This window comes from Pseudomonas sp. SJZ103, assembly GCF_007828335.1.
In the GTDB taxonomy this organism is placed as follows: Bacteria; Pseudomonadota; Gammaproteobacteria; order Pseudomonadales; family Pseudomonadaceae; genus Aquipseudomonas.
This window is the reverse complement of the sequence record NZ_VIUN01000001.1, coordinates 587,554-610,646: the sequence shown is the minus strand read 5'-3', so window position 1 is coordinate 610,646 and position 23,093 is coordinate 587,554. Positions and strand designations below refer to the sequence as shown.

At 59.3% G+C, this 23,093-nt stretch carries 31 protein-coding genes; 8 read left to right on the top strand and 23 right to left on the bottom strand.

The features are described from left to right. Nucleotides 1–257: 257 nt before the first annotated feature. The 5 genes from rimO to tsaA all read left to right on the top strand — a co-directional run bounded on the left by rimO (nt 258) and on the right by tsaA (nt 4,183). Nucleotides 258–1,598: a 30S ribosomal protein S12 methylthiotransferase RimO gene (rimO, locus tag FBY10_RS03040; protein ID WP_145335097.1), complete on the top strand. Its 1,341-nt coding sequence runs from the start codon at nt 258–260 to the stop codon at nt 1,596–1,598. 100 nt (nt 1,599–1,698) lie between these two features. Next, nucleotides 1,699–2,172: a GNAT family N-acetyltransferase gene (locus tag FBY10_RS03035; protein ID WP_145335099.1), complete on the top strand. Its 474-nt coding sequence runs from the start codon at nt 1,699–1,701 to the stop codon at nt 2,170–2,172. Between the two features lie 71 nt (nt 2,173–2,243). Further along, nucleotides 2,244–2,954: an rRNA pseudouridine synthase gene (locus FBY10_RS03030; protein WP_027604539.1), complete on the top strand. Its 711-nt coding sequence runs from the start codon at nt 2,244–2,246 to the stop codon at nt 2,952–2,954. A 68-nt stretch (nt 2,955–3,022) separates the two neighbouring features. Further along, nucleotides 3,023–3,484, top strand: a complete 462-nt coding sequence (locus tag FBY10_RS03025; RefSeq protein WP_131697343.1) for a DUF1456 family protein — start codon at nt 3,023–3,025, stop codon at nt 3,482–3,484. A 3-nt stretch (nt 3,485–3,487) separates the two neighbouring features. Beyond that, nucleotides 3,488–4,183 carry a tRNA (N6-threonylcarbamoyladenosine(37)-N6)-methyltransferase TrmO gene (gene tsaA, locus FBY10_RS03020; protein ID WP_131697344.1) on the top strand — a complete coding sequence of 232 codons (696 nt, stop codon included), beginning with the start codon at nt 3,488–3,490 and terminating at the stop codon, nt 4,181–4,183. A gap of 116 nt (nt 4,184–4,299) precedes the next feature. On the opposite strand, the gene fpr is transcribed toward tsaA, so the two are convergent. Then, a complete protein-coding gene (gene fpr / locus FBY10_RS03015; protein WP_024073760.1) occupies nt 4,300–5,079 on the bottom strand; it encodes a ferredoxin-NADP reductase in 780 nt (259 codons plus the stop codon). 124 nt (nt 5,080–5,203) lie between these two features. On the opposite strand from fpr, the gene FBY10_RS03010 reads away from it, so the two are divergent. After that, nucleotides 5,204–6,130: a LysR family transcriptional regulator gene (locus FBY10_RS03010; RefSeq protein WP_042944277.1), complete on the top strand. Its 927-nt coding sequence runs from the start codon at nt 5,204–5,206 to the stop codon at nt 6,128–6,130. A 3-nt stretch (nt 6,131–6,133) separates the two neighbouring features. Here the strand turns inward: FBY10_RS03010 and FBY10_RS03005 are convergent, their stop codons facing one another. The 3 genes from FBY10_RS03005 to FBY10_RS02995 all read right to left on the bottom strand — a co-directional run bounded on the left by FBY10_RS03005 (nt 6,134) and on the right by FBY10_RS02995 (nt 8,194). Continuing rightward, the gene (locus FBY10_RS03005; protein ID WP_065938722.1) at nt 6,134–6,496 is read right to left on the bottom strand and encodes a diacylglycerol kinase; all 363 of its coding nucleotides are present in this window, start codon (nt 6,494–6,496) and stop codon (nt 6,134–6,136) included. Nucleotides 6,497–6,571: 75 nt separating this feature from the next. Next, nucleotides 6,572–7,222 carry a response regulator transcription factor ErdR gene (gene erdR / locus FBY10_RS03000; protein WP_131697345.1) on the bottom strand — a complete coding sequence of 217 codons (651 nt, stop codon included), beginning with the start codon at nt 7,220–7,222 and terminating at the stop codon, nt 6,572–6,574. Between the two features lie 261 nt (nt 7,223–7,483). Next, complete coding sequence (locus FBY10_RS02995) at nt 7,484–8,194, bottom strand: tRNA-uridine aminocarboxypropyltransferase (protein ID WP_131697346.1); 711 nt, start codon at nt 8,192–8,194, stop codon at nt 7,484–7,486. A 179-nt stretch (nt 8,195–8,373) separates the two neighbouring features. Between FBY10_RS02995 and FBY10_RS02990 the strand changes: the two genes are divergently transcribed. After that, nucleotides 8,374–8,814 (top strand): PA3611 family quorum-sensing-regulated virulence factor, encoded by a 441-nt coding sequence (locus FBY10_RS02990; protein ID WP_065903274.1) that lies wholly within the window; start codon nt 8,374–8,376, stop codon nt 8,812–8,814. Nucleotides 8,815–9,190: 376 nt separating this feature from the next. Beyond that, nucleotides 9,191–10,303, top strand: coding sequence for a TIGR00730 family Rossman fold protein (locus tag FBY10_RS02985; RefSeq protein ID WP_145335100.1), 1,113 nt, complete (start codon nt 9,191–9,193; stop codon nt 10,301–10,303). Nucleotides 10,304–10,489: 186 nt separating this feature from the next. Here the strand turns inward: FBY10_RS02985 and recX are convergent, their stop codons facing one another. The 19 genes from recX to FBY10_RS02890 all read right to left on the bottom strand — a co-directional run bounded on the left by recX (nt 10,490) and on the right by FBY10_RS02890 (nt 23,090). Beyond that, nucleotides 10,490–10,957, bottom strand: coding sequence for a recombination regulator RecX (gene recX, locus FBY10_RS02980; protein WP_016977936.1), 468 nt, complete (start codon nt 10,955–10,957; stop codon nt 10,490–10,492). Nucleotides 10,958–10,965: 8 nt separating this feature from the next. After that, the gene (gene recA / locus FBY10_RS02975; RefSeq protein ID WP_048720087.1) at nt 10,966–12,024 is read right to left on the bottom strand and encodes a recombinase RecA; all 1,059 of its coding nucleotides are present in this window, start codon (nt 12,022–12,024) and stop codon (nt 10,966–10,968) included. A gap of 83 nt (nt 12,025–12,107) precedes the next feature. Continuing rightward, entirely contained in the window at nt 12,108–12,608 is a 501-nt protein-coding gene (locus FBY10_RS02970) for a CinA family protein (protein WP_131697348.1), read from the bottom strand. An 81-nt stretch (nt 12,609–12,689) separates the two neighbouring features. Then, the gene (locus FBY10_RS02965; protein WP_131697349.1) at nt 12,690–13,190 is read right to left on the bottom strand and encodes a lysis system i-spanin subunit Rz; all 501 of its coding nucleotides are present in this window, start codon (nt 13,188–13,190) and stop codon (nt 12,690–12,692) included. Beyond that, nucleotides 13,178–13,735 (bottom strand): glycoside hydrolase family 19 protein, encoded by a 558-nt coding sequence (locus FBY10_RS02960; RefSeq protein WP_131697350.1) that lies wholly within the window; start codon nt 13,733–13,735, stop codon nt 13,178–13,180. The genes FBY10_RS02965 and FBY10_RS02960 overlap by 13 nt, the downstream gene beginning before the upstream one ends. Nucleotides 13,736–13,757: 22 nt before the next feature. Beyond that, a complete protein-coding gene (locus FBY10_RS02955; protein ID WP_145335102.1) occupies nt 13,758–14,768 on the bottom strand; it encodes a contractile injection system protein, VgrG/Pvc8 family in 1,011 nt (336 codons plus the stop codon). A gap of 9 nt (nt 14,769–14,777) precedes the next feature. Continuing rightward, a complete protein-coding gene (locus tag FBY10_RS02950) occupies nt 14,778–14,990 on the bottom strand; it encodes a tail protein X (protein ID WP_145335104.1) in 213 nt (70 codons plus the stop codon). Further along, nucleotides 14,983–15,366 (bottom strand): phage tail protein, encoded by a 384-nt coding sequence (locus FBY10_RS02945; RefSeq protein WP_131697353.1) that lies wholly within the window; start codon nt 15,364–15,366, stop codon nt 14,983–14,985. The genes FBY10_RS02950 and FBY10_RS02945 overlap by 8 nt, the downstream gene beginning before the upstream one ends. Beyond that, entirely contained in the window at nt 15,366–16,823 is a 1,458-nt protein-coding gene (locus FBY10_RS02940) for a hypothetical protein (RefSeq protein ID WP_145335106.1), read from the bottom strand. Before FBY10_RS02940 ends, FBY10_RS02945 begins: the two co-directional genes overlap by 1 nt. A 127-nt stretch (nt 16,824–16,950) precedes the next feature. After that, the gene (locus tag FBY10_RS02935; protein ID WP_145335108.1) at nt 16,951–17,523 is read right to left on the bottom strand and encodes a phage tail assembly protein; all 573 of its coding nucleotides are present in this window, start codon (nt 17,521–17,523) and stop codon (nt 16,951–16,953) included. A 51-nt stretch (nt 17,524–17,574) separates the two neighbouring features. Further along, entirely contained in the window at nt 17,575–18,081 is a 507-nt protein-coding gene (locus FBY10_RS02930; RefSeq protein WP_145335110.1) for a phage major tail tube protein, read from the bottom strand. After that, on the bottom strand, nt 18,081–19,247 hold the full coding sequence (locus tag FBY10_RS02925) for a phage tail protein (protein WP_145335112.1): 1,167 nt from the start codon (nt 19,245–19,247) through the stop codon (nt 18,081–18,083). The genes FBY10_RS02930 and FBY10_RS02925 overlap by 1 nt, the downstream gene beginning before the upstream one ends. 2 nt (nt 19,248–19,249) lie before the next feature. Next, nucleotides 19,250–19,441: a hypothetical protein gene (locus tag FBY10_RS02920; protein ID WP_131697357.1), complete on the bottom strand. Its 192-nt coding sequence runs from the start codon at nt 19,439–19,441 to the stop codon at nt 19,250–19,252. A gap of 84 nt (nt 19,442–19,525) precedes the next feature. Continuing rightward, on the bottom strand, nt 19,526–19,762 hold the full coding sequence (locus FBY10_RS02915; protein ID WP_131697358.1) for a tail fiber assembly protein: 237 nt from the start codon (nt 19,760–19,762) through the stop codon (nt 19,526–19,528). 9 nt (nt 19,763–19,771) lie between these two features. Then, entirely contained in the window at nt 19,772–20,524 is a 753-nt protein-coding gene (locus FBY10_RS02910; RefSeq protein ID WP_145335114.1) for a hypothetical protein, read from the bottom strand. Nucleotides 20,525–20,591: 67 nt separating this feature from the next. Continuing rightward, nucleotides 20,592–21,134, bottom strand: coding sequence for a hypothetical protein (locus FBY10_RS02905; protein ID WP_131697360.1), 543 nt, complete (start codon nt 21,132–21,134; stop codon nt 20,592–20,594). Further along, nucleotides 21,131–21,769 carry a phage tail protein I gene (locus tag FBY10_RS02900; protein ID WP_131697361.1) on the bottom strand — a complete coding sequence of 213 codons (639 nt, stop codon included), beginning with the start codon at nt 21,767–21,769 and terminating at the stop codon, nt 21,131–21,133. The genes FBY10_RS02905 and FBY10_RS02900 overlap by 4 nt, the downstream gene beginning before the upstream one ends. After that, nucleotides 21,766–22,761, bottom strand: a complete 996-nt coding sequence (locus FBY10_RS02895) for a baseplate J/gp47 family protein (RefSeq protein ID WP_145335116.1) — start codon at nt 22,759–22,761, stop codon at nt 21,766–21,768. The genes FBY10_RS02900 and FBY10_RS02895 overlap by 4 nt, the downstream gene beginning before the upstream one ends. Then, nucleotides 22,758–23,090 (bottom strand): phage baseplate protein, encoded by a 333-nt coding sequence (locus FBY10_RS02890; protein WP_099601229.1) that lies wholly within the window; start codon nt 23,088–23,090, stop codon nt 22,758–22,760. The genes FBY10_RS02895 and FBY10_RS02890 overlap by 4 nt, the downstream gene beginning before the upstream one ends. Nucleotides 23,091–23,093 lie beyond the last annotated feature (3 nt).

The window sequence follows — 23,093 nt, the reverse complement described above, 5'->3', positions numbered from 1 at the left end:
TATAAACAACGCGTCTAAGCTGACCCTAGCATGCGCTGTTTTACTTCTCGTAACAGACGTTTTATTGACCCAAGGGTTTTACCCGTGCGCAACGGCGCGAAGCATAGCGCAGCACTCGTCGCATTTCCCTGCATAAAGCTGGTCAAGTGCGTTGCCCGTCGCTAGAATTGCGCACTTTTTGATCAGAGGCGCAGCAAGCGCCCGTCCGCAGCCCTGTCGTGCCCGACTGGCGGCGTCATTCAATACCGAGGTTAGACATGTCCACCACCATCGCAAAAGCCAACCCCAAGGTTGGCTTTGTTTCCCTGGGTTGCCCGAAGGCTCTCGTCGATTCCGAGCGCATCCTCACGCAACTGCGTATGGAAGGCTATGACGTTGTGTCCACTTACCAGGACGCCGACGTGGTGGTGGTCAACACCTGCGGCTTTATCGACTCGGCCAAGGCAGAGTCCCTGGAAGTGATCGGCGAAGCCATCAAGGAAAACGGCAAGGTCATCGTGACCGGTTGCATGGGTGTGGAAGAAGGCAATATCCGCAACGTGCACCCAAGCGTGCTGGCCGTGACCGGCCCGCAGCAGTACGAGCAGGTGGTCAATGCCGTGCACGACGCGGTGCCGCCGCGCCAGGATCATAACCCGCTGATCGACCTGGTGCCGCCCCAAGGCATCAAGCTGACCCCGCGTCACTATGCGTACCTGAAGATTTCCGAAGGCTGCAACCACAGCTGCAGTTTCTGCATCATCCCGTCGATGCGTGGCAAGCTGGTCAGCCGTCCGGTGGGTGACGTACTCGACGAGGCCCAGCGCCTGGTCAAATCCGGCGTCAAAGAGCTGCTGGTGATCTCCCAGGACACCAGCGCCTACGGCGTCGACGTGAAATACCGCACCGGCTTCTGGAACGGCGCGCCGGTGAAAACCCGCATGACCGAACTCTGCGAAGCCCTCAGCAGCCTGGGCGTGTGGGTGCGCCTGCACTACGTCTACCCGTACCCGCACGTGGACGAGCTGATCCCATTGATGGCCGCCGGCAAGATCCTGCCTTACCTGGACATCCCGTTCCAGCACGCCAGCCCGAAAGTGCTCAAGGCCATGAAACGCCCGGCCTTCGAAGACAAGACCCTGGCGCGCATCAAGAACTGGCGCGAGATCTGCCCCGAGCTGATCATCCGTTCGACCTTCATCGTCGGCTTCCCCGGCGAAACCGAAGAAGACTTCCAGTACCTGCTGGACTGGCTGACCGAAGCGCAACTGGACCGCGTGGGTTGCTTCCAGTACTCGCCCGTGGAAGGTGCGCCGGCCAACCTGCTGGACCTGGCCGTGGTCCCGGATGACGTCAAGCAGGACCGTTGGGAGCGCTTCATGGCGCACCAACAGGCAATCAGCTCGGCGCGCCTGCAACTGCGTATCGGCAAGGAAATCGAAGTACTGATCGACGAAGTGGACGAGCAAGGCGCAGTCGGCCGCTGCTTCTTCGATGCGCCGGAAATCGACGGTAATGTGTTTATCGACGATGCCAGCGGCTTGAAGCCGGGTGACAAGGTCTGGTGCACCGTGACCGACGCTGATGAGTACGATCTGTGGGCTGAAAAGCGCGACTGATCAAAAAAACTTGAAAAGCCCTGCCTCTGGACAAGATGCGGGGCTTTTTTAGGTCTATTGTTTTGCCCATCGGCACCCATCATGGCAAGGGGCAGCGGGCATGCGCCAGCATTCGGTTATCCACACACCTAAAACCAGCGACTACGCAGAGTTGACGCGCATCTGGGAGGACTCGGTGCGGGCCACCCATGATTTTTTACCGGACAGCTACATCGAGCTGCTGAAAAACCTGGTGCTGACCCGCTACCTGGATTCGGTGATGCTGATCTGCACCCGTGACCCGCGCCAACGCATCACCGGGTTTGCCGGGGTGGCGTGCGGTAAGGTGGAGATGCTGTTTATCGACCCGCAATACCGCGGGCAGGGCCTCGGCCGGCAGTTGCTGCGTTATGCAATCGAAAGCATGAACGCCGACGAACTGGACGTTAACGAGCAGAATCCCCAAGCCTTGGGGTTCTATTTCAAGCAGGGTTTCGAAGTGATCGGGCGCACCGAGCATGATGGCTTGGGGCAGCCTTATCCATTGCTGCACCTGCGGCTGCGCCAGCAACAACAAAAGGCCCGTCAGGGCTAAATGAAATGGGGCCGGGATTAACCGCGCCCACACAGGTACAATAGCCGCCCCCTTTTGTTACGGCCCTTGTCATGACTGACCCCATACGCCTCTCCAAACGCCTTATCGAACTGGTCGGTTGCTCCCGTCGGGAGGCTGAGCTGTTTATCGAAGGCGGCTGGGTCTCGGTGGACGGTGAAGTGATCGACGAACCGCAATTCAAGATCACCACCCAGAAGGTCGAACTGGACCCAGAGGCCAAGGCCACCGCGCCAGAGCCGGTGACCATCCTGTTCCACGCCCCGGTCGGTGTAGATGCAGAGACGGCAATGGCCTCGATCAGCGCCGAAACCCTGTCCGAAGAACACCGCTTCAGCAAGCGTCCGCTCAAGGGCCACTTCCTGCGCCTGACCGCCAGCGCCGACCTGCAAGCCAAGGCCAGCGGCCTGTTGGTGTTTACCCAGGACTGGAAGATTCTGCGCAAGTTGACCGCCGATGCCGCCAAGATCGAGCAGGAATACGTGGTGGAGGTTGAAGGCGACATGGTTGCCCACGGCCTCAACCGCCTGAACCACGGCCTGACCTACAAAGGCAAAGAGCTGCCAGCCGTGAAAGCCAGCTGGCAGAACGAAAATCGCCTGCGCTTTGCGATGAAGAACCCGCAACCGGGCGTGATCGCCCTGTTCTGCGAAGCCGTTGGCCTGAAAGTCGTTGCCATCCGCCGCATTCGCATCGGCGGCGTGTCCATCGGCAAAGTGCCAGTCGGCCAATGGCGTTACCTGTCCGGCAAAGAGAAGTTCTAAGCCGCCTCCCCTTTCCAGGCACCGCCCCACCCGGCGGCGCCCACCGTTGAAAACCAGGATTGCCCACCATGATTCACAACGACGTACTGCGCAGCGTGCGCTACATGCTCGACATCAGCGACAACAAGATGGTCGAGCTGATCAAGCTCGGCGGCATGGAAGTGACCAAGGAAGACCTGCTGACTTACCTCAAGAAAGATGAGGAAGAAGGTTTTGTGTTCTGCCCGGATGACGTCATGGCCCACTTCCTTGATGGCCTGGTGATTTTCAAGCGCGGCAAGGACGAAAGCCGTCCGCCGCAGCCGATCGAAACCCCGGTAACCAACAACATCATCCTCAAGAAGCTGCGCGTGGCCTTCGAACTGAAGGAAGACGACATGCACGCCATCCTCAAGGCTGCCGAATTCCCGGTGTCCAAGCCTGAACTGAGCGCACTGTTCCGCAAGTTCGGCCACACCAACTACCGCACCTGTGGCGACCAGTTGCTGCGCAACTTCCTCAAGGGCCTGACGCTGCGGGTTCGTGCGTAAGCCATGAGTTACCAGGTCTCGCCCGTCGGTTTCGTACGTTCCTGCTTCAAGGAAAAGTTCGCCATCCCGCGCCAACCGCAACTGGCGCCTGCCGCGCGGGGCGTGCTGGAGTTGGTGGCGCCGTTCGACCAGGGTGAGGCGGTACAGGGCCTGGAACAGGTCAGCCACGTGTGGCTGTTGTTCCTGTTCCACCAGGCCCTGGAAGATAAACCTCGTCTGAAAGTGCGCCCGCCACGCCTGGGCGGCAACACGTCCATGGGCGTGTTTGCGACCCGCGCGACTCATCGGCCCAACGGGATTGGCCAGTCAGTGGTCAAGCTGGACAAAGTGGAGCCGGGGCGGCTGTGGATTTCCGGGATCGATTTGCTCGATGGCACACCGGTGTTGGATATCAAGCCGTATGTGCCCTACGCCGACATCATCGACACGGCCACCAACAACATCGCCAGTGGAGCGCCGCAGTTGATTCCCGTGCAGTGGCTGAAGACGGCTCTGCAGCAGGCACAAGGCCACGCTCAGCGCCTTGGAGAGCCATTGGTGGAGTTGATCGATCAGTGTCTGGCACAGGATCCGCGGCCGGCGTACCAGACGCCTGGGCCTGAGCGCGAATACGGGGCGCAGTTCTGGGATGTGGATGTGCGCTGGCACTATCCTGAGGCGGGGATGATTTGTGTGCTGGAAGTGGTTCCGGCGGGATAAACCGGAAACCAAATGTGGGAGGGGGCTTGCTCCCGATGGCGGTGGGTCAGTCGATATACAAGTTGACTGATCCACTGCCATCGGGAGCAAGCCCCCTCCCATATTTTTTACCGCAGTTATTTCTCGACGAACGCGCGTTCGATCAAGTAATCACCCGGCTCACGCATGCGTGGCGAAACCTTCAGGCCGAAGCTGTTCAGCACTTCGCTGGTCTCATCCAACATGCTTGGGCTGCCGCACAACATGGCGCGGTCGTCCTCGGGGTTGATCGGTGGCAGGCCGATGTCGCGGAACAGCTTGCCGCTGCGCATCAGGTCGGTCAGGCGGCCTTCGTTTTCGAAAGGCTCGCGGGTCACGGTCGGGTAGTAGATCAACTTTTCACGCAGGGCCTCGCCGAAGAACTCGTTCTGCGGCAGGTGCTCGGTGATGAATTCGCGATAAGCGACTTCGTTGACGTAACGCACGCCGTGGCACAGGATCACTTTTTCGAAACGCTCGTAGGTTTCCGGGTCCTGGATCACGCTCATGAACGGAGCAAGGCCGGTACCGGTGCTGAGCAGGTACAGGTGTTTACCCGGCTTCAGATCGTCAAGCACCAGGGTACCTGTCGGTTTCTTGCTGATGATGATCTCGTCGCCTTCCTTCAAGTGCTGCAATTGGGAAGTCAGCGGGCCATCCGGCACCTTGATGCTGAAGAACTCCAGATGCTCTTCCCAGTTTGGGCTGGCAATGGAGTAAGCGCGCATGAGCGGGCGGCCGTTGGGCTGTTGCAGGCCGATCATCACGAACTGACCGTTCTCGAAGCGCAGGCCCGGATCGCGGGTGCACTTGAAGCTGAACAGAGTGTCGTTCCAGTGATGAACACTGAGGACACGCTCGTGGTTCATGTTGCTCATGTACGGGGGACTCCTGGGAATGGGTCTGCGCCAAAGATGAAGTGCGCAATTGCACAGCATTCTAATGGCGGCGACAATATCTGTTAACTGGATTATTAAGATAAGGGTTATCGGTTATATCGATATGCGATTTACTCTCCGTCAACTGCAAGTCTTCGTCGCCGTCGCCCAGCAGGAAAGCGTCTCCCGCGCTGCTGGCCTTCTGGCCTTATCTCAATCCGCCGCCAGCACCTCGATTACCGAGCTGGAGCGCCAATCCAGCTGCCAATTATTCGACCGCGCCGGTAAACGCCTGAGTCTCAACGCTTTGGGCCATCAGCTGTTGCCTCAAGCGGTGGCGCTGTTGGACCAGGCCAAGGAGATCGAAGACCTGCTCAACGGTAAGTCCGGCTTCGGCTCCCTGGCGGTCGGCGCCACCCTGACCATTGGCAATTACCTGGCCACCCTGCTGATCGGCAGCTTCATGCAGCAGCACCCGGAAAGCCAGGTGAAGCTGCATGTGCAGAACACTGCCAATATCGTGCACCAGGTTGCGCACTACGAAATTGATCTGGGTCTAATCGAAGGCGACTGCAGCCACCCCGATATAGAGGTGCAAACTTGGGTGGAAGATGAGCTGGTGGTGTTTTGCGCGCCTCAGCACCACCTGGCCAAGCGCGGCGTGGCCACCATGGAAGAGTTGACCCATGAGGCATGGATCCTGCGGGAGCAAGGCTCCGGCACGCGCCTGACCTTTGACCAAGCCATGCGTCATCACCGCAGTGCGCTGAATATCCGCCTGGAGCTGGAGCATACCGAGGCGATCAAACGGGCGGTGGAATCGGGTTTGGGGATTGGGTGTATTTCCCGGCTGGCGCTGCGCGATGCATTTCGCCGTGGCAGCCTGGTGCCGGTAGAAACCCCGGACCTGGACCTGGCCCGGCAGTTCTACTTCATCTGGCATAAACAGAAATACCAGACCTCAGCGATGCGCGAGTTCCTGGAGCTGTGCCGCGCCTTCACCGCCGGGGTTCAGCGCAGCGACGAGATCGTGCTGCCAAGCATTGCCTGATCGTTAGATCAGAATCACTGCCCACACCAGGGTGATCATGGTCAGTGCCACGAATTGCGCGGCGCTGCCCATGTCCTTGGCGTTTTTCGACAAGGGATGGCGATCAAGAGAAATACGGTCGATCGCCGCTTCTACCGCCGAATTGAGCAATTCAACGATCAAGGCCAACAGGCACACCGCAATCAGCAGCGCCCGCTCAACACGGCTGACGTGCAGGAAAAAACTCAGCGGGATCAGGATGACGTTCAACAGCACCAGTTGACGGAACGCCGCCTCACCGGTGAAAGCCGCGCGCAGGCCATCCAGGGAATAGCCCCCTGCATTAAAGATACGTTTGAGACCGGTTTGACCCTTGAAAGGCGACATAGACGTAGGCAACTGAACCAAAGAAGTGGGGAAACTAGATCACGCAAAGTCAAAAAAGCGTGAATCGGTAACAACTTAATGCTGCGAAATAGACTCAAGTTGTTGCAAGAGCAGCGCCGCCTGGGTCCGCGTGCGCACCCCCAATTTGCGAAAGATCGCCGTGACGTGAGCCTTGATGGTCGCTTCCGACACACTCAGCTCGTAGGCGATCTGCTTGTTCAGCAAACCTTCGCAGACCATGGTCAGCACTCGAAACTGCTGGGGCGTCAGGCTGGCCAGGCCATCGCGGGCGGCCTTGGCTTCGTCGGACACGTTGATTTGTTCAAACGCTTGGGGCGGCCAGGAAACATCACCGTCCAACACTGCGCGCACGGCCTTCTGAATATCTTCCATCGCGCTGGACTTTGGAATGAAGCCACTGGCGCCAAATTCCTTGGAGCGCACCACTACGTCGGCGTCTTCCTGGGCAGAGACCATCACCACGGGGATCTGAGGGTATTGCCCACGCAGGAGCACCAGCCCCGAGAAACCGTAGGCGCCAGGCATGTTCAGGTCGAGCAGCACCAGGTCCCAATCGGATTTTTCAGTAAGGCGGGCTTCCAGCTCGGCAATGCTGGCCACTTCAACCAGGCGCACGTCGGGGCCAAGACCCAGGGTCACGGCCTGATGCAGCGCACTGCGAAACAGCGGGTGGTCATCGGCTATCAGGATTTCGTATGTGGCCATTGATTAAATGATCCTGTTTTTTATGGCAGCCCTGATGGGTTCAGGGTTCGCCAGTACACCAGGCAACGGCCAGGCAGCCATTGCCACAGGGCAGGTTCAACGTCAAAAGCACCTGAATCGACGTCGAAAATTCACGGTTGCGCCCCAATCGGCGCCCAGCATGCCCAGCGCAGCCTGGGGGGTCAAGCACTACGCCCATGGGCATTTTAGCGAGGTGCGGGTTTACGCTGCCATCATGCAAACGTCGCCTGGCTATCGCGCTTATATATAGGGTGCAAGACGAGTATGGACGCTGTCGGCCGGATCCAGTGGCAACTGGAACTTTGCGGCCAGGTAATGGGTGCTGAATACGTCAAGATAGGCGTCCAGCACTTCGCTTGCCGCGGCGTCATCGGCCAGCTCCAGGCACAGGGCCGCGACTTCGGCGGTGCAGAAATGGTCGTCGCGCTTGGAGCGGCGCAGTTTGTAGCGCGAGAGCTGCTCCGGCGCCAGACTCAATACCGGCAGATGCTCCAGATAAGGGCTCTTGCGGAACATCTTGCGCGCTTCGCTCCAGGTACCATCCAGCAGGATGAACAGCGGGCGCCTGCCTTCTGCCACCGTCACGGTACTGACGACACGCTCGGCGGCCACGAATTCGCCGGGGAACACAATGTAGGGCTGCCACTGCGGGTCAGCGAGCAGGGTGAGCAAATCCGGGTCGACTTCGGTGCGCGACCAGGCGAAGGCGGTAGTGTCGTCGATAACATCGGCGATCAGCCAGCCGGTGTTGCTGGGCTTCATCGGTTCGACATCGTGCATCAGCAGGCACATGGCAGACCTGGCTGCGACCCGGGGGCGCCAGGCGCACAGGCAATACTCGGGAATGACCCGGCAGCCGGGACAGCGTTCGGCACGGGAGCCTCGATTGACGAAGGGCTTGATCGCGCGTGCCAGTCGCTGGGTACGCAGGCGGGAGACGGCGTGGCTCATCGGATGCGCCGTACAGAGGGGTAGATCGACACGGACAAAACTCGTGAAAGGCTGAAGTGGCCGCAGTTTACCAGCGATACGCCTGGCTGTAGTGGCAAGGCGTCACCTATAATTGCGCGCCACTGAACGCACAGCGCAGTGGCTGGTCTATGCACCAGTAACCGAATCAGGAGAGTTTCATGCTGCGTTCCATGCTGCGTCTTGCCGCCCCATCCATCGCACTTGCGCTGGTACTGCCTGTGGGCGCCCAGGCGGCCTCGCTGCTGGAGGCCCAAATGAACCGGAAGCTGCAAAGCGTCGCTGCTGAAAGTAACAAGGACCTGCCCCGGGAAATCGACGAGAAAACCCTCGAAGTCGCCTACACCGTTGAAGGCATGCAGTTGATCGATCACCTGAGCGTCTTGCCCGACCGTGCCGAACAAATGCGCGCCAACCCCAAGGCTGTGTACTTCCAACTCGGGCAAAGCGTGTGCCTGAACAAAGGTTATCGCGAGCTGATGGCCAAGGGCGCAGTGATGCGCTACGAAATCACCGAGAACAAGACCAACCGTCCTGTGGCATCGGTGAAGTTCGTGGAAGCGGATTGCCCGGCACCGGCTGCCGCCAAGAAGAAAAAGTAATCTTCGCTAGCCCCTAGCGCGCTGCTGTCCAGTAGCGCGCACTCCCCCGCGTCAACTCCCTGAACATCGCTGAACTACCTGATGAGCGACCAATAAGCGGTTGCCAGCCAAGGGTTTTTCGGCCCATCATCAAGTCATCCCAATCGCCCGTTCATAACGGCTCCCGTGCTGTTCTGTAACAATTTCTGAGCAAAACAGGGTTGCCCTCCTGCGACTTGCAGTGCAAAGGTTTTTTAAATCACAAGGAACATACAGAGCCCGTTTGTCGCCTGGCAAACATGTGCAATGCCTTGGGCATGCAGCGACACAAGCAGTGTCGTGGCCCCGGACGAATTTCTCGCCGCAGGCCCAGCCTCTGTGAAGAAGGAGAAGTTGAATGCCTTACGAACCGAATGACAGCCTGATCCGGCATTTTGAAGAAAACGGCGCTGACCTTACGCAGCAGGTCGAAGCTCAACTCCAGCAGATCGCCCCCAACAGCCCGAATATCCCCCTGTATCGCGACATGATTCTGACCGTGCTACGGATGGCCCAGGACGACCGCAACCGCTGGAACGCCAAGATCACCTTGCAAGCCATTCGCGAACTGGACCACGCCTTCCGCGTACTCAAACAGTTCAAGGGGCGCCGCAAAGTCACGGTGTTCGGCTCGGCACGCACCCCGGTGGAAAGCCCGCTGTACGCCTTGGCCCGCGAGGTGGGTGCCGCACTGGCACGCTCGGACCTGATGGTGATCACCGGTGGTGGCGGCGGCATCATGGCGGCGGCCCACGAAGGGGCTGGCTTGGAACACAGCCTGGGCTTCAACATTACCCTGCCGTTTGAACAGCATGCCAACCCAACCATCGATGGCACCGAGAACCTGCTGTCCTTCCACTTCTTCTTTACCCGCAAGCTGTTCTTCGTCAAGGAAGCCGATGCGCTGGTGCTGTGCCCGGGTGGTTTCGGCACACTGGATGAAGCCCTGGAAGTATTGACCCTGATCCAGACCGGCAAGAGCCCGCTGGTGCCGGTGGTGTTGCTGGATGCGCCGGGTGGCGGTTTCTGGCAGGGGGCCCTGGACTTTATCCGTAGCCAACTGGAAGCCAATCGCTACATCCTGCCCACTGACCTCAAGCTGGTACGCCTGGTGTACAGCGCTGAAGAGGCAGTGGAAGAGATCAATAGGTTTTATGCCAACTTCCATTCCACGCGCTGGTTGAAACGTGAGTTTGTGGTGCGCATGAATCACCCGCTCAGTGATCGAGCGCTGGCTCATTTGCAGAGTGAATTTGCCAGCCTGCGGTTGAGTGGAGAATTCCAGCAGCTTGCCTATACGGGCGAGGAGCATGATGAGCCGAAGTTCAGCCATTTGACGCGGTTGGTGTTCAACTTCAATGGCCGCGACCAGGGCCGGCTGCGGGAGCTGGTGGATTACATCAACTTGCCGGAGAACTGGGCGCAGGCCCAGGGGAAGACGCAACAGCGGGTAGCGCCGCAGCCGGCGTGAAATCCAGAAACGCAGAATCCAGAAACGAAAAAAGGCCCGCTATTTTCATAGCGGGCCTTTTTTGGGGGCTTCAGGTTTGGTGTTTCAGGTGTAGATCGAAGGTGAGGCCATTGGGGCTGCTTCGCAGCCCAACGCGGTGCAAGCCCGCTCACCACAAACAAGCCCGTTCACCGCACAACAAAGTGTTCAGTCGTCCATATCTCGACCGCTGAGTAAGCGGCTGATCATTTCCATCGAAAAACCGCGATAACTCAAGAAACGCCCCTGCTTCGCACGTTCCCTGGCATCGATGGGGAGATGACCAGAAAATTTGCGACGCCAGGTGTCTTCCAGTTGCGCCTGCCAACTGATACCGCACTCACGCAAGGCAAGGTCGATATCGGCGCGCTGTAAACCGCGCTGGCTCAGCTCTTCGCGAATCCGCGCGGGGCCGTAGCCGGAGCGAGCTCGGTAGGAGACAAAACTTTCGAGGTAACGGGCTTCCGAAAGCAGCCCCTCTTCCGTCAAACGGTCAAGGGCAGTTTCGATCATCTCGGGTTCCGCGCCGCGCTGACGCAGTTTACGCGTCAGCTCGACTCGACCGTGCTCGCGGCGAGCGAGCAGGTCCATTGCGGTGCGCCGAACGGCGACAAGTGTATCCAGTACAACAGTCATCGTTTGCTTCAGATGTCAGTGTCGGCTTCTTCTACTTCTTCAACCGGCTCGCGGTTGGCGGCAGCTTTCACGTCTGGTGCTGGGGTCAGCAGTTTGTCGCGAATCTGCTTCTCAAGCGTGGCAGCGATATCCGGGTTGTCCGCCAGGAACTTGGCCGAGTTGGCCTTGCCCTGACCGATCTTGCTGCCGTTATAGGCATACCAGGCACCGGACTTCTCGACGAAGCCGTGCAGCACGCCCAGATCGATCATCTCGCCGTTCAGGTAGATACCCTTGCCGTAGAGAATCTGGAATTCAGCCTGGCGGAAAGGCGGAGCCACTTTGTTCTTCACGACCTTGACGCGGGTTTCGCTACCCACAACCTCATCACCCTCTTTCACCGCGCCAGTACGGCGGATGTCCAGACGGACCGACGCGTAGAACTTCAGCGCGTTACCACCGGTGGTGGTTTCCGGGCTGCCGAACATCACGCCGATCTTCATACGGATCTGGTTGATGAAGATCACCAGGCAGTTGGCGTTCTTGATGTTACCGGTGATTTTACGCAGCGCCTGGGACATCAGGCGGGCTTGCAGGCCCACGTGCATGTCGCCCATTTCGCCTTCGATTTCTGCCTTGGGTACCAGAGCTGCCACGGAGTCGACCACGATCACGTCGATGGCGTTGGAGCGCACCAGCATGTCGGTGATTTCCAGGGCTTGCTCACCAGTGTCCGGCTGGGACACCAGCAGGTCGTCAACGTTGACGCCCAGCTTGCCGGCGTACTCAGGGTCGAGGGCGTGCTCGGCGTCGACGAACGCGCACGTGGCGCCCATTTTTTGCGCTTGGGCAATCACCGACAGGGTCAGGGTAGTTTTACCGGAAGATTCAGGGCCGTAGATTTCAACGATACGGCCTTTTGGCAGGCCGCCAATGCCGAGCGCGATGTCCAGACCCAGAGAGCCAGTGGAAATAGCCGGGATCGCCTGACGGTCGTGATCGCCCATACGCATTACGGCACCCTTGCCGAATTGACGTTCGATCTGACCCAGGGCCGCAGCCAAGGCTTTCTTCTTGTTGTCGTCCATTAAAGTCCTCACGTAATCAATAAGGCCTGACGGCCAACACCTGTATAAGTAGACAGTATTGTTCCACAAAGATCAGAGATCGCCTACCCCTGATTTTCTATTTCTGCTGCAGCTCGTCGCAACAAGCCCTCCAGCGCGGCCTTCACCGTTTGTCGGCGGACCTCATCGCGGTTGCCGGGGAAGTGCGCAAGCTCGGCCGTGACCTCCTCGCCAACACCAAAGGCCAACCATACGGTGCCCACCGGTTTGTCCGCCGAACCACCATCCGGCCCCGCCACACCGCTGACCGCCACGGCAAAGCGCGCCAGGCTTTTCTCCTGGGCGCCGCGCACCATGGCCTCCACCACTTCCTGGCTGACCGCCCCAACCTTTGGAAACAACGTCTCCGGCACATTCAACTGCCGGGTCTTCTGCCGATTGGAATAGGTGACATACCCCGCCTCGAACCAGGCCGAACTCCCCGGGATCCGCGTAATGGCCTCGGCGATACCGCCACCGGTACAGGATTCGGCCGTGGTGACGTGGGCATTGAGCACCTGCAGGCGGCGACCCAGTTCAGCGGCAAGTTGAGTGATTTCCTTCACGACGGTCTCCAGAAGTGGGCGGGGGTTTGCCTACCCTACAGGAGCAAATCGCTCATGCAAGCGACAGACGGGAACAAGAGATTAGCGGGTGACAGCGCGCACATAAGCCTGGCAAGCGCGCAAGGCGATCAGTCCTTGGTCGCCGGCATCGGTGATGCCGATAATTCGTTGAGCATGCGCCGGGTCAAGTCGGGCTCGCGCGGCTGCATGAACCACGCGGACGGCGGTGGCGGCGGTTGGCATTGCACAGCCACTGGCGGGCTCGGCTGCGTCGAGAAGGACTGACAACCGCACATCAGCAGTGGCCAGGCGGTCGCGCAGAGCAGCCTGGTTATGTTGCGCATCGCTTAACTCCCGAGCATGGTGTTGGGCGCTGGCACTGAGCTGTTGCTCCAGGGCCAGCCGTTTGTCCTGCTGTACCTGTTGCTGGCGCAGGGCTGCCTGGGTTTGTTGACTGAGCGCCTGGGCATGGACAGCCGCTTGCCGCTCCAACTGCGCCCCCAATCGCCAAGCCTGTACTTGCCAGGTCACCGCCACTAACAGGCAAACGCCGATCAATCGCCAAGCCCCTAGGAAGCGCATAACACCGCCTTCGCCAGCGCCCACAATCGCAAGCGATCCTCGAGCCCATTCAACCCGCCGTTGATCCGCCGTGTGATGGCGGTGAACTGATCCTTGTCTGCCAGCTCATTCAGGCCATTGCTCTGCCAGAACCAGGCGGCCGACTCAGCCGCCCATTGTGGTTGCTCCAACAACATGGGATATCTCAACAGACGATCATCACCAAACAACGCCTGGCTGCATGCCAGGTAATTGCGCCGACCGGTGATCTGGATCAGCCCCCTGCCCCGGTACAACTGACCATCGCCATCCGCTTCAGAGGTGTTGCCCAGGCGCGCGGCCAGGCTGCCGGTGTCGTATTTGCTCAGGTAGTGATCGCTGCCCAGTTCACGGACGTAACGCAGTTCGCCGGATTCGTGGCCAATCTGGGCGAGGAAGGCGGCGATGCGCTTCGCACGGTTGATCTCGAAACGAACGAAAGCCGCATTCAAGGGCGCTAAAAAAAGGCCCGCTCTAAGGCGGGCATCCGGCATAACGCCAAGCAGTTGGGGGAGTGTTATCACCATTGGTTTTACTCTCGAAAAGTAGCTATCTCGACAACCCACCGGCCGTAATCGAACTGCGGTATCCCGTCGCCGGATCGCCGACATGAACCACCTGCCTTATCGACCATCGCCCCTGCATATAGGACGGCCAGCTCTCATCCAGCACTAACAGCCCTTCCGCGGCCAACAATGGATTGCCCGGGCAATCGATCAGCAACTTTAAATTTTCACGCCCCACACGGCGTAGTTCGCCTTCGGCAACGGCGCGGGCTTCGGCTTCGTTCTGGTAGCGTTGGCGTAAGGTTTTGAACGGGGCGTTCCCCACCTGGACTACGCGCTGCTTGCCGGCTGAGGCATCCCACCAACTGGCGCGGCAGCCTTCGTATTTCGAGCGGGATTTTTCGTCGAGTTTGGCGGTAATGAAGCTCTGTTCACCGGGGCGGTTATCATCCGTCACGGACAGCTTCACTTCCGGCAGTAGCTGGCCGGAGAGCGACTTGACTCGGCCGGCTTCGGCCAACACATAGAGTTCGTTAAACGGTTTGGTCACCGCACTATAGAGTCGGGCAAGGCGCGAAATGAACGCCATGTCGCTTTCGTTGGACTGGTCGATGTGCGCGATCGCAATCCCCTCCAGCGCTGGCGCCACTCGCGGTGAATAGCCGTGACGACTGACCAGTCGGCGAAACAGCGCGCCCAGGGTGGTCGGACCGTAACTGGCGGATCGACGCTGGCGGTAACCCGTTGCATCGACCACGCTGAAGGGCGCTGCGGTGGCTACGATCATCAAGCGCATGGGAAACAGCACCGGGGTCCGTTGGGTGACGACAAACTCGCCCTTCTCCACCAACCCCGATTCCAGGTAACCGACACGCAAGCCGATCTTGCCGTTCAGAGTGGGCAGGCCGTCCAGCCCCTCGATATTGAGGGTCAGCTCCAGCCGGTCACTCTCAATGCCCGCAGCGTCAGTGTGGCTCCAGCGCATCAGGCGTTGATTGAGCAGCGCCGCGTTGGCGCCATAAAACTCGACGATAGGCGTAAATCCCTGTGCCATGCAGCCTCCTTAATCCCAGGCCAAAACGGGTCGCACAGCACCTGACCGAGCGTGCAATTCCGGCACGATCACCCACACGCCGGCCGGTAGCACCGGGCCATATTCGGCAAGCTCGGGGTTCAGGCGCCAGAGGGTTTCTTCCGCTGCGTCATCGCAACGGCCCAACTCCCGATAAAGCAACAGATTGACCGAATCACCGGCGATACTTCGCACTCTACGCATTGACGAATTCCTCTAACTCCAGCGTCCAGGCCATGACCATAGCGGTGCCGTCATCGATCACATTGCTCTGGGTTTCCACCACCGAATTAATCCGCCACAAGCCCCAGTTACGGCCGATGCCGTCAACCAAAGGCAACGGCGCACGCGTGTTTTGCAGCGCGCGCAACTCGTCCAAGCGCTGCATGCCTACGCCGTACATGGCCGTGCCGCTGAATGTGAGTTTTTCCAGCTTCTGCCCGCTCTGCCGCGACTGCGACTTGCTGGCAATAATCGCCAGGTCACTCCAGCCGCCGTCGCTGGCACGGATCAACGAGGAATAGGCAAATCCTCGGGACAAGCCAAAGATAAAGTCGCCGAGCACCATTTGTTGTCGCATCAGTCACCTCCTGGAGGATCGGCCAGTGCCGCGTTGCGTCGGATGCCCAGGCTGTCGGTGAGCATCGGCATGCATTGGAACTGCAGCGCCTGGATCACCTGGTTGACGACCTGCTGGGCATCGGCGGGGTTTACACCGGTGATCTGGATACTCGGGGCGAGGGTGACTTGCACGTTATCCGTGCGCGCCGCGTTGAGTTCCTTGCTCACCGCATTGGGTGCAGGCAGGCGATCACTTGAACTGAACAATTTGTCGCCCAGCCAGGCGCCCGCCTCACTGCCCAGCAAACCGCCAATTGCGCCACCGACAGCGGTGCCAACGCCGGGGAAAACCAGAGTGCCGATAGCGGCGCCTGCGGAGGCACCGGCCCAGGCACCACCGGCGGTGCTGAGGCCTGAGCCGACGGCTTTTACGTCACCATTGCGCACGCCTTGAACCACATTGACTGCAGCGTCAACGTACCGCAGCGGACCGAGACGGCGGGCGCCGACCGACTCCAGCCGGTTCATCGTGTCAGCCAGGCGGGAGGTTGTCGGCATTGGTACGCGGACAACATCTCCAGTGGAATGACTCAAAGGGCTGGACGATAAAGGTTGGGGAGTATTCGCACCCACTTGGCCGGGCATCGGAATCAAGCCTCGTTCCAATGCGTCAATTAACCCGACGCCCCTGCCTGGCGCCAGATTGCGCACGGCACTGCTCCCCAGCCGAGTGTCCGGCGAACTTGGGGAGACACGCTGAGTTGTTGCGCCGCCATGAAAGCCTAATCGTGGGGCTTCCAATACCTTGCTCACCTTCTCGAACAGGTTGCGCACCGTCGCGTTAAACCCACTGGTCGCTTTACTGGAGGTAGAGGTGTTCCTCAACCTCGCCAATCTTGGTCTACCCGAATTTTTGCGCCCGCTCGTGTACTTTGGTCCGAAGCGCTCGCGCCCACGTAGCGCCTCGCTGACGCCTGGGCAGCAACCGTCGCTCCCCTTGCTGGCGCCCTTGAACAACGCGCCAACGCCGGGAATTTTACCAAGCGTCACCTCAAGTGTTTTGTCTGAAACCTTGGTCCTGGCCGACTCCGCCAGGCCTTCACCCGACCACTTGAGCAACTGTGTGATCGAGGATTCGTCGGCAGACGCTTTTTCTTTCGGCGTGTTTTTCGCTTCACTGCCGGTGGAGCCGCCAGCCGTGCCCGCCAGTGCTGCGCTCGTAATGAACAATGTGCTGTTGAGCGTTTCCAGTGTTTCACGCAGCCGCACTTGCTCCAGGGTCAAGGCGTTGATATCCACACTGACGGTGATCAGCGCCGAGCTGAGTTCGGACTGCGGCTGCGGCGCCGCCTCCAGACTCAGAGGAGTGGCAAGGCTTGCGGAAAACGGCGCGAGCACACTACCAAGCTCCACATCGCCGATCATCCAGCGCTTGTCTTCCTGGGCGAGCCTGGTCTGATATTGAGTCTCTTGCATCCCGCTTACTCCTGTTTAACGCCAAGGCGAGTGATCGCGATGTCGTAGCGGCGCAATGCTTTGCCGGCGTCCCAGTCAAGGATCTCAGCCTCATTGACCGAATAAATCAGCGGCACCACATCGAGGATTACTTCGATGTCGCGCTCCGAAAGAAGTCCGCCGGTTTGTTTAAAAAATCGTCGATGTGCCCTTGCAGTTCGGTCCAGTCGGGCACGGTCAGGTTGGCGAGGTCGGGGATCATCAAGCCGGTGCAATGGGCGGTAATGAACTCGGCGCGCTCTTTGTTGGTGACGAGTTTTTTCATTACCTTGGTGGCACGCAGAGCGGGCATTTCCAAGGGCAGTTCAGTGAGCGTCCGACCGGCCGCGTCGAGAGGCAGCAACAATTGGACGGGCTGATCGTGGGTTGCCGTCGCTTGCTCATCCAGAAAAAACGACGCAGGACGCGTCGACATCTCGTGTACGTATTGGGCGATGCTGACGTAGTCCGGGCGCTTGAGTTGGTCGAGCTCTTTTTCCGACAGGCCGGTGGCGAGTTTCGCCAGTTCGAAGAACTGGTCGTCCTCGTCGTCACCGGCCCGGGCCAGCGCTTCTTTTTGCGCGGCGTAGTACAGCGGTTTGAGTTGAACCTGCTGGATCGGCGCGCCTGTGTCGGCGGTGATCGGGGACAGCAGGCTATGCAGCGGAGGCATCCAGGCCATGGAGCAATTCCTTGGTTAAGTATGGGGGCGAGCACGCCCGCCCCCCGGGGGTTACGGCATCAGCACGGCGCGGCGCGCATCGCCGAGAATGTCGACACCGTTGAGCACGAATTTCTGAGTGCGCACGTCGATGTCGATCACCGGAATGCCGTTTTCCAAGCGGTTGTAGGTGCGGCAGGACAGCTCCAGGGTGGTGGTGGGTTTCTCGCCCATCTTCAGCGCGGCCTCGCCCAGGGACTTCAGCTTGCCGCCGACGGTGTGGTAGGTGAAATACGTCCTGCCGTCCTGGTCCTGGCCGGCTTCACGCACGTTCAGCAGGATGTCCTCGCCCAAGGTTACGCCCAGGGCTAGCATGATTTCCGGACCCGCGCCTTGCAGTTCCAAAGTGGCATTCAGCACCTTGGCGCTCTTGGCCATTTCTTCGCCGATAAAGCGTCCGCCGGTCATCGACTCCATGTCGAAATCGATCTTCGGCGGTGTGAACGAGTTGACCGTCGCGGACAACGGCAGGCCTTGAAGGGTGGCCGCAATGGCCTGTCTGACTCGGTTGGTAAACATTAGAGAACGTCCTCCAAGAACTGCTCGATGATTTCATCGCGGGCGTTGAGTTGATAAATCATGTGTTCGTTCGGCGCATAGCGGCCGTAATCGATGACGATGAACCAGGTGCCGTTCTTGTACTTCTCGACACTGTTGAGTTCCGGGTGCAGGTACACGCTGCCGCCGGGAATGGTTTCGTCGGCGACCAGGGTTTGCAGCCAGTCGTTGATGCGCTTGACCTCCTGGTCCATGAAGGACTTGGTGAGGTTCTTGGCCATGGCCTTTTGACCCGCCTTGACCAGCTTGCGGCTGATGGCGTCTTCCAGGCCGACGTAGCTGATGAACTTGCCGGTGATGGAGCGGTTACCCAGCAGCGAAAAACCGCCGAGGATGGTGCGGGCGTAGTAGCTCACGCCGTAACGGTTGAGCAGGTCGCCTTCGGTGGAGGTGTCGAGGATGTTGTACTCGACCACGCGGGAAACGTCCTCGGCGAACGTCACCTGATTACCTGGGCTTTCCCACTGCTTGACCTTGGCCAGCGCAGCGATCGCCAGGGACGATGGCGCGAGGAACACGTTTTTCTTCGCCGCCTTGGAGTACACCGACGGCATGTTGTGCACCAGCAGGCAACGGTCGAAACCGAGGTCAGCACCGCCCAGTTCACCGCTGTAGGTCACCTGATCGGCCACCGCAGCGTCCTTGCCATCCAGCACCACACGGGCCTTGATACGCTTGCCGAAGGCAGCGAACTCACCGGCCACCGCCTTGGTACCGGTGAAGCCTGGGGCGCCGATGATGGTCAGGTCTTCCGGCACGCTGGCCAGTGCGGCCAGGCCCAGCTTGCGACCGGTGACCGGCTCGTTGCCGCCGATTACATTGTTGAGGGTGTCCGCCAGGGTGGCGCCCTCCTCCACGATCACCACATAGACCGGAACCTTGACCACTTTGAGGATCTGGTAGACCGCGTGGAACAGCGTGCCAGTCTCCGCACCAGTAGGGTCCAGCAGCGCCTGGGTGGTGAAACTGTTGATACGGAACGGCGCGTTTTTCGGGATCGACGCATGGGCATTCGGCGCGGTGCCGACCAGGCCGATCACGTTGTCGCCGAGGCCACCCATGGCCTCGGGGGATTCGGTGGCATTCACAGTGATGCCGTTGTGCTCGAAGTTCAGAACCTCAGCCATGGTTAGTCAGCCTTCTTGGTGGTGGCCTTTTTGGCCGGGGTGGCGTTGAGGACGCTGGTCAGTTCCAGGCGACCAGCGGTGCGCAGAGCGGATGCTTCGACGTCCAGCAGTTCCAGTTCCTCACCGACGGTGGACCAATGGCCACCTCCGGTGGGGAATGGGATGAGGACGGTGTAGGTTTGGCGGGTGGGCATGAGTGGAATTCTCCGAGTGGAAAACGCCAAAGCCCCTGCGGGAGGGGCTTTGGGGAGGCGAAAAAAAACCGCTTTCGCGGAGGGTTACTTTAGGAACTCCGGTTTAGGAGGCCATACAACGGCATCAGGATCGCTCCCTTGATCTGGAATATCTCGCAGGCCCTGACGGTACGCCAAGAACACAGCTTTATTTTTATCCAACATTGGATAGTCGGGCATCGCCGCATAATCACTGGCAGACAAATCCTGATCACGAGCACTACGAATGACTTGCCACTTAATGAGTGGGTGAAGTTCGGCAGGCACAAAAATTGGTTTCATAGTCTCTCCTTAGCTCAACGCCAACATAGTTCCCCAGTCGCCTGGACTGGTAACAACACCTGTGCACGCGCCTGCCAACATCACTTCGACAATGCCGGAAGCAGAAGTCCGCATTGGATGAAGGTGGTAATAGGCGCCAAACAGTTCACTGGGCGCAACCACCGTCGAGCACCAGCGCCACTTGCCTTTTTCTGCACCGACACTCCAAGCGCCAGTAATTGAACCCTCCAAGACACGGACGAAAGCGCCCAATGTAATATAGGAGTTGAGTGGAACCGCGCCCGTTCCATTAGCAAGCGCCGTATCAACCGTATAAGGGAAAGCGAGCCAAGGAGCAGCGTCGGCGGTTGCCCACTTCAATTGCCACACGTTTACAATAGTTCGAAAGTACTCACTGGCTCTGATATTGAAGCCGGGGAATTGTTCGCGCACGTCTGCCTGGACCTGCAGCAGAAAATCCACATCTGCCTGCGGACGACCTGTAGCTTGAGAGGCAGTGGTGATTGAACGAAGCTTGTTACATGCCACCTCGCCATGAATCCCCCAGTTATCGATCAACTTTCCATCGGCGCTGGGGTACAAATTGAAATTTTTAGTCACCGCAAGCCTGGGCAAACGGCTTTTCAAATCTAAAAGCTGTGCATCGTAGGCGCGCCGAGCATCCGCAATCGCCTTATCAATCTCACCGACCTTTCCAGTGATTACATTGGTAAGACTATTCGCCGCACTGACGACGGCAGCCAGCTGCTGTTCTGTACTCAAAATACGATCTCCTTATCTGTTTTGATCACTCAGAAAAACTTAATTAACCACTACAAAAAATTCACTGCTAAAAAGTACTACCCTTACGCTCAAGTACCATTACTCGAAATAAGAGCCCGACCCCTCTGGCCATATTGTCGACACTCGCGGCAGAGAGAGCCGCCAACTCATCGACCAACAACACATTAAGATTTTCACTCCCTACCACAATTGTCACGCTATCCGCCGGCAACGGCGAAACATCCAACGTAAACTTTTGCAGTACCCGAGCTGCCGCCGCTTTATACGTCAGCAACTTCCCCGCCACGGAATACACCGCCAGCAAAGTCCCACTGGCGAGGTAAAAACCAAACTCGCCAATTTCATACTCAGCCTCGCCATCAAACAGCGCGGCCATCCTGAGTTGGCGGTCGCCTAGGTCTTCGTAATCCACAATGGCGACCCGCTGGCGCTCATCGCGCAAGGCCAGCTCTGTGCCCTCAGGGTTGTAGCGGCCGGTACCGGCGCCGATGTGCGTGATTTCGCCTTTCAAACCCTGGTTTTTGGCCTGCAGCACTTCATCCAAACCCTTGGAGGTGAAGCGCACCAGGCGCGTAATGTCATCTGTCATGGCTGCGCCCTAAGGTCGTAGTCGTTAATGGTGTAGTGCTGGGCAACGCCTGCACTGTTTAGTCGAGCAACCAATGCCAATTCAGGTAGTGCACCTCGCAGGCTTAACTCGCTGTCGCTGAACGGGGCGTGAACAAACGCGGTCAAGGCAAGTCGACCTTGCGTCTCATGCACTACGGTGATCGTGGCTCGATCCCGCTCACTCTTAGCCGCATTGATACGGCGAATCAGCCGATTGTGATCACCACTGGACCAACTGCGCCCGATGATCGCCTGCACATCAAAGGTGTAAGGCACGCCCAATGGCCGCTGCTGATACCAGGCGCTGATGTTGGGGGTGAAACCCAGCGATTCCACCGCGTGGTTCAACGATTTTGGTGTGCCCGCCTGGCGCTGGATCTGCCAGGACAAGGCCACGGTGAGACGTTTTTCGGTCTCGCTGGCGTCTGCATCCCATTCGCTGACGCCACGGTCGGCGGCCAAGTAAGGAAGAAATTCGGTGGGCGTCTGCAGCGGATTCATCAAGGCAGGAAAAGGTGGTACAACCCGCTCCAGCAACGTCCCAAACCCCAAATCCAAGGCCTTTTCCAGTGGTGAGCTGTTGGCGGGCAACAAACTCGCTTTGGGTTCACTCATAGCGTGCGCACCTCCACCTCGACGCCCGTGCAATACGGGGCCTGGAATGCCGTGCTGATGATCGGCGCCAGCGGCTCGAGGATCTGCAGTTGCGCGGCGCCGGCGCTGTGGATCGCATAGTCGATCCAACTTGGGTCCACGCGGCCTTCCAGGCGATGGCAGGACTCTGCGTAGTCTTGCAGCAGTTTCTGCGCAGCCACTTGCGTGAGCCCGGAGTCCGGGCCGGCGTTGATCTTCGCGATCACGCGGATTTTGTAAGGCAGGATTTGCGCAGCTTGCACGCTGACCAGATCGGTCTCTGGTCGTACATCCGGCCGTGCGAAATGTCGGCGAACACCGTCAAGCAAATTGGCGGAAGGTGCTCCGTCGCCGTCCCTGGAAAGCACGGTCACCATCACTTCGCCGGGCGCGGTTCGTCGACCGTTGCCGTCCTTGACCTGGGCCGCGTAGCCGTCCGGATCGAAGGTGTAGCTGACAGTCACCACGCCTGGCGTGGCGCTTTGCACCTTGACCGACGGCCGCTCGCCAAGGGTGAAGACTTCGCGGCGATACTGCATACGCGAACCCGCCGCCGGCGCATGGGGTGCCAGGTAATAACGCAGCCGCGCGTCGTCATCGCTCTCCAATGTCGGCGGTACAGGCGGGAAAGCCGCCGGATCACCGGGGTCGAGCACTTGGCGCTCCAGGCCCATATCGGCCAGGCGTGCATCCAGGTTACTGCCGGTGGCCCACCACGCCAGCATCTGCTTGATGCGGGCGTTGTACTTGCGTTCGTGGGTTTGCAGGCGCACGCAAAAAGCTTCCAGGGCCAGGGTCAGCAGCTCGCTTTCGTTGTCGAGGCTGACCTTGAGTTTGGCCGCGCTTTGCGGCGCGCGGGTGGCGACGTAATCGACGACAAACGCCTTGAATTCCGCCAGCAGCGGTTCGAATTCATCGACCGCGATAATCGCCGGCTCCGCCAGTTGGTTCTGGCCTGGGATCAGCATGCTCATGTCACGACCTCGAAGGATTGTTGGCGGTTTTTCCAGGTGCCGGCAAAACGCAGCAATAAACCGGCGCCCTGGCGGGTGGCGACGATGACCTGGGGTTGAAAGTCGGCAATGCCGTTCTGGGTGTTATAGAAGGCTTGCGCGGCATGGCTTTGAGCAAGGATCAGCAGGTCGTCGCCGAGGTTCTGGCCGAGCAGTTGCGGGATCATCGAGCCGTACATCGGGCGCTTCTGACGAGTGCCTAAGGGGGTGGTCAGCGCTCGGGTGGCACGCTGTACGAATTGCAGCCAGTCATCGACGGCTGCCCCCGTGTTCCTATCGATTCCGATCATGGC

What these genes read in the sequence shown, in the direction of transcription:
- rimO (WP_145335097.1), top strand. Translation starts at nt 258, where the DNA reads ATGTCCACCACCATCGCAAAAGCCAACCCCAAGGTTGGCTTTGTTTCC.
- FBY10_RS03035 (WP_145335099.1), top strand. Translation starts at nt 1,699, where the DNA reads ATGCGCCAGCATTCGGTTATCCACACACCTAAAACCAGCGACTACGCA.
- FBY10_RS03030 (WP_027604539.1), top strand. Translation starts at nt 2,244, where the DNA reads ATGACTGACCCCATACGCCTCTCCAAACGCCTTATCGAACTGGTCGGT.
- FBY10_RS03025 (WP_131697343.1), top strand. Translation starts at nt 3,023, where the DNA reads ATGATTCACAACGACGTACTGCGCAGCGTGCGCTACATGCTCGACATC.
- tsaA (WP_131697344.1), top strand. Translation starts at nt 3,488, where the DNA reads ATGAGTTACCAGGTCTCGCCCGTCGGTTTCGTACGTTCCTGCTTCAAG.
- fpr (WP_024073760.1), bottom strand. Translation starts at nt 5,079, where the DNA reads ATGAGCAACATGAACCACGAGCGTGTCCTCAGTGTTCATCACTGGAAC.
- FBY10_RS03010 (WP_042944277.1), top strand. Translation starts at nt 5,204, where the DNA reads ATGCGATTTACTCTCCGTCAACTGCAAGTCTTCGTCGCCGTCGCCCAG.
- FBY10_RS03005 (WP_065938722.1), bottom strand. Translation starts at nt 6,496, where the DNA reads ATGTCGCCTTTCAAGGGTCAAACCGGTCTCAAACGTATCTTTAATGCA.
- erdR (WP_131697345.1), bottom strand. Translation starts at nt 7,222, where the DNA reads ATGGCCACATACGAAATCCTGATAGCCGATGACCACCCGCTGTTTCGC.
- FBY10_RS02995 (WP_131697346.1), bottom strand. Translation starts at nt 8,194, where the DNA reads ATGAGCCACGCCGTCTCCCGCCTGCGTACCCAGCGACTGGCACGCGCG.
- FBY10_RS02990 (WP_065903274.1), top strand. Translation starts at nt 8,374, where the DNA reads ATGCTGCGTTCCATGCTGCGTCTTGCCGCCCCATCCATCGCACTTGCG.
- FBY10_RS02985 (WP_145335100.1), top strand. Translation starts at nt 9,191, where the DNA reads ATGCCTTACGAACCGAATGACAGCCTGATCCGGCATTTTGAAGAAAAC.
- recX (WP_016977936.1), bottom strand. Translation starts at nt 10,957, where the DNA reads ATGACTGTTGTACTGGATACACTTGTCGCCGTTCGGCGCACCGCAATG.
- recA (WP_048720087.1), bottom strand. Translation starts at nt 12,024, where the DNA reads ATGGACGACAACAAGAAGAAAGCCTTGGCTGCGGCCCTGGGTCAGATC.
- FBY10_RS02965 (WP_131697349.1), bottom strand. Translation starts at nt 13,190, where the DNA reads ATGCGCTTCCTAGGGGCTTGGCGATTGATCGGCGTTTGCCTGTTAGTG.
- FBY10_RS02960 (WP_131697350.1), bottom strand. Translation starts at nt 13,735, where the DNA reads ATGGTGATAACACTCCCCCAACTGCTTGGCGTTATGCCGGATGCCCGC.
- FBY10_RS02955 (WP_145335102.1), bottom strand. Translation starts at nt 14,768, where the DNA reads ATGGCACAGGGATTTACGCCTATCGTCGAGTTTTATGGCGCCAACGCG.
- FBY10_RS02950 (WP_145335104.1), bottom strand. Translation starts at nt 14,990, where the DNA reads ATGCGTAGAGTGCGAAGTATCGCCGGTGATTCGGTCAATCTGTTGCTT.
- FBY10_RS02945 (WP_131697353.1), bottom strand. Translation starts at nt 15,366, where the DNA reads ATGCGACAACAAATGGTGCTCGGCGACTTTATCTTTGGCTTGTCCCGA.
- FBY10_RS02940 (WP_145335106.1), bottom strand. Translation starts at nt 16,823, where the DNA reads ATGCAAGAGACTCAATATCAGACCAGGCTCGCCCAGGAAGACAAGCGC.
- FBY10_RS02935 (WP_145335108.1), bottom strand. Translation starts at nt 17,523, where the DNA reads ATGGCCTGGATGCCTCCGCTGCATAGCCTGCTGTCCCCGATCACCGCC.
- FBY10_RS02930 (WP_145335110.1), bottom strand. Translation starts at nt 18,081, where the DNA reads ATGTTTACCAACCGAGTCAGACAGGCCATTGCGGCCACCCTTCAAGGC.
- FBY10_RS02925 (WP_145335112.1), bottom strand. Translation starts at nt 19,247, where the DNA reads ATGGCTGAGGTTCTGAACTTCGAGCACAACGGCATCACTGTGAATGCC.
- FBY10_RS02920 (WP_131697357.1), bottom strand. Translation starts at nt 19,441, where the DNA reads ATGCCCACCCGCCAAACCTACACCGTCCTCATCCCATTCCCCACCGGA.
- FBY10_RS02915 (WP_131697358.1), bottom strand. Translation starts at nt 19,762, where the DNA reads ATGAAACCAATTTTTGTGCCTGCCGAACTTCACCCACTCATTAAGTGG.
- FBY10_RS02905 (WP_131697360.1), bottom strand. Translation starts at nt 21,134, where the DNA reads ATGACAGATGACATTACGCGCCTGGTGCGCTTCACCTCCAAGGGTTTG.
- FBY10_RS02900 (WP_131697361.1), bottom strand. Translation starts at nt 21,769, where the DNA reads ATGAGTGAACCCAAAGCGAGTTTGTTGCCCGCCAACAGCTCACCACTG.
- FBY10_RS02895 (WP_145335116.1), bottom strand. Translation starts at nt 22,761, where the DNA reads ATGAGCATGCTGATCCCAGGCCAGAACCAACTGGCGGAGCCGGCGATT.
- FBY10_RS02890 (WP_099601229.1), bottom strand. Translation starts at nt 23,090, where the DNA reads ATGATCGGAATCGATAGGAACACGGGGGCAGCCGTCGATGACTGGCTG.